Below are 6154 nucleotides of genomic sequence, written 5' to 3'. Positions count from 1 at the left end.
CGGCGTGGTCGGCGGCCTGGTCGGCGTACTCAGTGGCCTTTTGTGCGTGGCCTGCGGCGAGGTCCGCGTGGCCTTGTGCCGTCTCGGCAGCCTTACTGATCGTTTCAGAATGAGATCTTGGTCTGACGTCTCGACCGAGATCGTGCTCCGCGGGCGATGGAACGGGTTGCCCCGGTTGGCGCGTTGGCTCGACAGGACTCTGGAAGGAGAACCTTGTCGAGTTTGAGCTTCCCGTCGACGCGGGCGGTCGGACGTGGGGCGGCCTGGTACCGCGGGGACTGCCATGTTCACTCCCTCCACTCGGACGGGGAACTCTCCCCCGAAGAGTTGGTCGTCCGGGCGAGGGCGGCCAGGCTCGACTTCATCGCGACTACGGAGCACAACTCAGCCGCGGCCCCGGGGGTGTGGGGGCATCTGGCCGCCGATGACTTCTTGATCCTTCTCGGCGAGGAGGTGACCACGAAGACCGGGCACTGGCTCGCGCTTGGCCTCGACCCCGGCGAGGTCGTCGACTGGAACCATCAGGTCAGGGACGGACTGGTGGACAAGTGCCTGGACCAGGTCCACCGAGCAGGGGGCCTGTGCGTGGCCGCACACCCGCATGCGCCCTACCCCTCGGGCGACTTCATGTTCCCCTTCCCTGGCTTCGACGTGGTGGAGGTATGGAATGGACTGTGGACTTCGGACCGGCCCTGGAATGCCGACAACGAGGCGGCCCTGGCCGAATGGGGTCGGAGCCTCACGACGGACCTTCGCACGGGCTCGTGGCGGCCGGCGATGGGCAACAGCGATACCCACTTGGAAGGGCAGATCGGGATCCCTCACACCGTGGTCTTCGCTGAGGAACTGAGCACAGAGGCAGTGCTGGCCGGGATCTGCGCCGGCCGCAGCTGGATCGCCGAGTCGGCGGATGTGGACGTGTCGTTCACCTCCCATGCGGCCGGCCGCGTTGCCGGGGTGGGCGAGCGGCTCGCGACTCAGGGTGGGCAGGTGGAAGTGTATGCGGCAGTACGGGGTGTGCCGGCGGGGACCGTCAGCTTTCACACCGATCGAGGAAAGGTCCACCGAGCCCCCCTCCCCGATGACGGGGCGGGAGCGGTGCAGTGGGACACGACAGCGGAGCAGTCAGCGTTCGTCCGCATCGAGGTCCGCCATTGCAGCGGGCACGTCGCCGCACTCACCAATCCGATCATCCTCAACTGACCGCTCATATCATCGTGCGGTCCGCAGGCGGCGGAGGCACATGAGGCTGCATGCCAGTTCGAGCAAGCCCTGATGAAGGCCGGCGCGTCGTTCGTAGCGAATCCGGAGTCGTTTGAACTGGTGCAGCCAGGCGAAGGCCCGTTCCACCACCCAGCGGACTTTGCCGAGTCCTGAGCCGTGAACGACGCCGCGTCGGGCGATCATCGGCTTGATGCCGCGCTTCCACAGCAGGCGGCGGTATTTGTCGAAGTCGTAGCCCCGGTCGGCATACAGGTGCCGCGGCTTGCGGCGAGGCCGTCCTCGTAGCCCCCGGATCGGCGGGACCGCGTCGAGCAGCGGCAGCAGCTGGGTGACGTCGTGGCGGTTGCCGCTGGTGAGCGTGACGGCGAGCGGGGTTCCATGCCGGTCGACTATCAGGTGGTGCTTGGAGCCGGGCCGGGCGCGGTCGACTGGCGAGGGGCCGACGTGATCCCCCCTTTTACTGATCGTTTCAGAATGAGTTGAACCGCGGGTCTTGCATCTAACGATCTTGGTCGGCAAGGTGTCCGGGTGCGTGCTGATCTTGTTCCGGATGACTTGTGGGAGCGGGTGGCTCCGCTCCTGCCACCCGCTCCTGAACGGCGCCGCCGCCACCCCGGGCGACTGCGTGTTCCCGACCGGGCGGCCCTCACCGGGGTGATGTACGTACTGCGGACTGGCGTCGCCTGGCGTGATGTCCCGGCCGAAACGGTCGGCTGCTCCGGGGTGACGGCCTGGCGTCGCCTGCGAGACTGGACCGAGGCTGGCGTCTGGCCGCGCCTGCACGCAGCCCTGCTGACCGAACTGCGCCGCGCCGACCTGCTGGATCTTGAACATTGCGCTGTTGACGGCTCGCATGTCAGGGCCCTAACTGATCGTTTCAGAATGAATTGAGTTGTGGGTCTTGCGCTCGACGATCTTGGTCGGCAGGGTGTTCGGGGTGCGCGTTGATCTTGTTCCTGACGGCCTGTGGGAGCGGGTGGCCCCGCTTTTGCCGCCCGCGCCTGAGAGGCGCCGTCGCTTCACTGGGCGGCTGCGTGTTCCTGACCGAGCGGCACTCGCCGGCATCATGTACGTGCTGCGGACGGGTGTCGCGTGGCGTGACGTCCCCGCCGAGACCGTGGGCTGCTCCGGGGTGACGGCCTGGCGCCGGCTGCGGGACTGGACCGAGGCCGGAGTGTGGCCGCGCCTGCATACTGCCCTGCTGGCCGAGCTTCGCCGTGCCGGTCTGCTGGACCTGGACGACTGCTCCGTGGACGGGTCGCACGTCCGGGCCCTCAAAGGGGGGATCACGTCGGCCCCTCGCCCGTCGACCGCGCCCGTCCAGGTTCCAAGCATCACCTGATCGTCGACCGTCATGGAACCCCGCTCGCGGTCACGCTCACCGGCGGCAACCGGCACGACGTCACCCAGCTCTTGCCGCTGCTGGACGCCGTCCCGCCGATCCGGGGTCGGCGGGGACGTCCCCGCCGCAAGCCCCGGCGCCTGTATGCCGACCGGGGCTACGATTTCGACAAGTACCGCCGCATGCTGTGGAAGCGGGGCATCAAGCCGTTGATCGCGCGGCGCGGCGTCGCCCACGGTTCCGGACTGGGCAAGGTGCGCTGGGTAGTCGAGCGTGCCTTCGCCTGGCTGCACCAGTTCAAACGGCTCCGCACCCGCTACGAACGACGCGCCGATCTCCACCAGGGCCTGCTCGAACTGGCCTGCAGCCTCATATGCCTGCGCCGCCTGCGCACCTCATCCTGAAGCGATCAGTTGGCGACGCTGAACCATCCAGGTCGCACCTCGGTCAGAAGCGGTTGCAGGGACCGCACCGCGGTCCGCAGGTCCTGATCCGTGACGTCAAGAGGCTCGGGCAGGCTCAGCCCGTACCAGCGCAGGCGCCAGAGGTCGAAGATTTCGCTCCCCTCGGCTGCGAAGTCGACATCGACCTCGGTGCCGTTGTCGCTGACGAAGCGGCACCCTGTCCCATGAACCGTGTATGAGTAGGTGCCGACCTGCCCACTCCGGCTGATCCGGCGCGAACGGACCAGGCCGAGGACATCTGCGAGTCGCTCAAGCGAGGGGATCGCCGCCCTCATGGCCTCGTCAACCGCGTTCAGAGCGCCGACGAAACCAAGCACGAGCCCCCGTGCATCCCCAACCCGTTCCATACGGTGTCATCCCCCCGCACCCGTGGCTGAAGGGGATTGTTCCATGGGCCGCAAGCGTCTCCGCAGGGCGGCATTCTGAAACGATCAGTAAGCTCGACTGCACCCCACCCCACCAGCGAACGCCCCCCCATGACCAACGGCCTCACTTGGATAGGCGCCCACGCCCACACCGCCACGCCTGTCCCCGGAATGCGCGGCGGCATCTCCCTCACCCTCGCCCGAGGCATCGACCCTGACGAGTTCCTCATCAACCTCGGGGCCGACCTCGATCAGCTCGCCGCCCGCACCCCGCTGGCCGAACTGCGTAGCCAGCCCACCCCGCCCGGCCACGACCCCACCCGCTACGCCTACGCGATGTACGGCAGCGAGGGTGAGTGGACGTACGTGCTGGAGAACGACCACGCCGCGACCTGGGCAACCGGCTTCCGCCGTGTCCCCTCGATGAGGCCCGGCCCGGGTGAAGAGATCCTGTGCGCCAGCCGGAACCTGTACAGCCCGCCCGCCGCGATCCTGCACGTCGAAGGCGACGAGGTGATACGGCACGCAGAGTTCGGCACCACCACCGGCCACGAGTCGGCATTGGATGCGGCGCTCACCGCCGCCGGTGCCGTCTTCCCCTCCATCCCCGACGCCACCGCCGACGAGGTGACCGCCTACTACGAACAGCACGGCGCGCGCCTGCCCACCCTGGTGTTCACCGCGCTGGGCGCGTACACGGGGCTGAGCATCGACCAGGATGCCGCACAGGCCGGGAATCTCCCCGCCGTCCACCTCCTCACTCCTTGAGCGACTCTGTCGGGGATCTTGTGCGCGCGGCTCATCTGGGCTGTGAGCTCGGGAACCACCGCACCGGACCGGGGACGAACCGACACTGATCACCTCAGGAGGACGGAACTACGCAGGACCGTCCGAAGTGTTCCAAGCGCCAACAGCCCTCGTCCCGAGGACTCCAAGGTCCCCGACAGAGTCGCTCCTTGAGCCGCACACGCCTGCACAACGGCGTCGGCCCCCACCCTGACGGTCAGGGTGGGGGCCGAAGCGTGTTGGCGCTGGGGTGTTACTGCGCGACGAGTTCGCAGATCACGGGCTGACCGCCGCCGACACCGTAACTGCAGGTGCCGCCGTCATCCATGCGCGTATCCAGCCAGTACGCATCCTTGTCCTTGCTGCGCATCTGCTTCATGAAGTTCGCAAAGTGGCCGCCCATGGATTCCTGGTTGTGCATGCCCGAGATCGCCGCCCGGCCGCACACCTCGTTGAACGTGGTGTCAGCCCCGTTCTGCGAGAACAGGTGGATCATGCTGCCGTGCTTCTTCGCGTACATCGAAATGCAAGCATCCCCGCTGGGGGTGGTCTTCCCCGGCGGGATCGCCGGGTTGATGCCGCCCTCGGTGGACGACATGCCGCCGCTGTTGTACAAGGACGCGAACGCGAACTCGTCACAGTTCAACGTGTCGCCCGCATCCACCAGGGCGGAGGGGTCGCCGTTGTTCGCGGCCCACCCCGTGGGGCAGATCCGCGTACGGGAACGGTTGTTCTGCTACTCATCACCCATGTAATACAGGGGCTTCTGATCAGCCATCGAACCCGGGTGCTTGGCCGTGGCCTTCTGAACCAGCCACGCGTGAGCGGCGACCTGCGGGAACGCCTTCGCGTTGAACGTGTACGTGGGCGCGACGCTGACGAACACACAGCCCGGAACCGACCCCGCCGGGGCGTCTCCTGCGGGGGTGTCGCAGCGGATACGGTCGAGGTCCTCGGTGCCGCCGTCGTAGTCAAGCGACCACTGGTAGCCGGTCATGAACGGGCGGATCTTCCCGTCGGCGGGGAGAATGTTCGCGTCGATCTGAATGTCAGGCTTGAACCGGTAGTCCGTACCGGCCAGCGACGTATCCCAGCTGAACGGCGTCGTCAGCGTCGCCGAGTGCATTTCACCCGGCACCCACCACGGCTTGCCCTTCCACGCCGTCACCGGCTGCTCCTGCGGCGTACACGAGATTTCGCACAGATGATTCCAGCCCACGAAGTTGATCTCACGAAACGCGGGCGGGATGTGCTGGGCGGGCTCGATCGTCAGGTGCTCGGTGAACGTGTTCTGTCCGTCAAGTTCCAGCATCCGCATGAAATTCGCCACAGCCTGCGGCACACCGTCCATCCTGATGATGACCGGCACCGTGCGCACATCGCACTGGATGAACCGGGTCGCGAGGATGGATTCGAAGTTGGTGTTGCACCACTCCACACCCGCGGTCGCCGCCGCCGCACCCGCCTTCTCGGACGCGTGGGGCGCCTTGCCCTTGGGGGCCGGGGTCGACTTGCCGAAGCACACCTGACGGCCGTCCGCGTCCGGCTCGCTGCACTGCTCCACCGCATCCTTCGCCGCCGACGTCGACCGCGCCGACAGCGGCGTACCGGCCTGGCCCAGGGGCTTGATCTGGTAGTAGTGCGGCTGCTGCGCGTCGAAGTGGTTCGGGTTGGGGCTCGCGTAGTTCGGCGTCGGCAGGGTGAGATCCACCGGCAGCTCCACCCGGAATTTCGCCCACGGAGACCACTCCGTCTCATACAGCGAACCGTCGTAGGCGTTGGTGCGGAACACATAGTTCGTGTTCAGTGCCAGCTTGCCCGCCGGAACGTCAGCCTTCGCCGTGCCCCCCGAAGCCACATAGGGGGAGACGATGACGCCCTAGTACTGCAACGGCGTTTGGCGTGACTGGTGGCCAGGTTGGTCGTTGGGCTGGTTATGGGTGGGGTACCTGGTGATGTGAGGGTGTGGGCGG

Annotated in this window: 6 protein-coding genes and 2 pseudogenes; 4 read left to right on the top strand and 4 right to left on the bottom strand. The window is 67.1% G+C overall.

The features are described from left to right. The first annotated feature begins 156 nt into the window (after positions 1-156). Positions 157-1203 carry a CehA/McbA family metallohydrolase gene (locus tag AB0P41_RS35835; protein WP_365936184.1) on the top strand — a complete coding sequence of 349 codons (1047 nt, stop codon included), beginning with the start codon at positions 157-159 and terminating at the stop codon, positions 1201-1203. Positions 1204-1212: 9 nt separating this feature from the next. Here the strand turns inward: AB0P41_RS35835 and AB0P41_RS35830 are convergent. Then, a pseudogene (locus tag AB0P41_RS35830) lies at positions 1213-1677 on the bottom strand (IS5 family transposase); the annotation flags it as partial. 75 nt (positions 1678-1752) lie between these two features. Between AB0P41_RS35830 and AB0P41_RS35825 the strand changes: the two are divergent. Together AB0P41_RS35825 and AB0P41_RS35820 are read left to right on the top strand one after the other, a co-directional pair. After that, positions 1753-2091: pseudogene (locus tag AB0P41_RS35825) on the top strand (transposase); the annotation flags it as partial. Between the two features lie 70 nt (positions 2092-2161). Then, positions 2162-2970 (top strand): IS5 family transposase gene (locus AB0P41_RS35820; protein ID WP_365936183.1). Its coding sequence is split into 2 segments (ribosomal slippage): positions 2162-2501 and positions 2501-2970, totalling 810 coding nucleotides; the frame shifts between segments, so codons are not numbered across the junction. Between the two features lie 5 nt (positions 2971-2975). On the opposite strand, the gene AB0P41_RS35815 is transcribed toward AB0P41_RS35820, so the two are convergent. Continuing rightward, positions 2976-3347, bottom strand: a complete 372-nt coding sequence (locus AB0P41_RS35815; protein WP_365936182.1) for a hypothetical protein — start codon at positions 3345-3347, stop codon at positions 2976-2978. Between the two features lie 159 nt (positions 3348-3506). Here AB0P41_RS35815 and AB0P41_RS35810 point away from each other — a divergent pair, with 159 nt between their 5' ends. Then, positions 3507-4163 carry a hypothetical protein gene (locus tag AB0P41_RS35810; RefSeq protein WP_365936181.1) on the top strand — a complete coding sequence of 219 codons (657 nt, stop codon included), beginning with the start codon at positions 3507-3509 and terminating at the stop codon, positions 4161-4163. Positions 4164-4434: 271 nt separating this feature from the next. Here AB0P41_RS35810 and AB0P41_RS35805 read toward each other — a convergent pair whose 3' ends face one another. Further along, positions 4435-4845, bottom strand: coding sequence for a hypothetical protein (locus AB0P41_RS35805; protein ID WP_365936180.1), 411 nt, complete (start codon positions 4843-4845; stop codon positions 4435-4437). 72 nt (positions 4846-4917) lie between these two features. Next, positions 4918-6039: a hypothetical protein gene (locus AB0P41_RS35800; protein WP_365936179.1), complete on the bottom strand. Its 1122-nt coding sequence runs from the start codon at positions 6037-6039 to the stop codon at positions 4918-4920. Between the last annotated feature and the right edge of the window lie 115 nt (positions 6040-6154).

Source organism: Streptomyces sp. NPDC079167 (assembly GCF_040686735.1).
Classification (GTDB): domain Bacteria; phylum Actinomycetota; class Actinomycetes; order Streptomycetales; family Streptomycetaceae; genus Streptomyces.
Note: the sequence above shows the minus strand (reverse complement) of the source record. Positions and strands in the feature narration are given on the sequence as shown.

What these genes read in the sequence shown, in the direction of transcription:
- AB0P41_RS35835 (WP_365936184.1), top strand. Translation starts at nt 157, where the DNA reads ATGGAACGGGTTGCCCCGGTTGGCGCGTTGGCTCGACAGGACTCTGGA.
- AB0P41_RS35810 (WP_365936181.1), top strand. Translation starts at nt 3,507, where the DNA reads ATGACCAACGGCCTCACTTGGATAGGCGCCCACGCCCACACCGCCACG.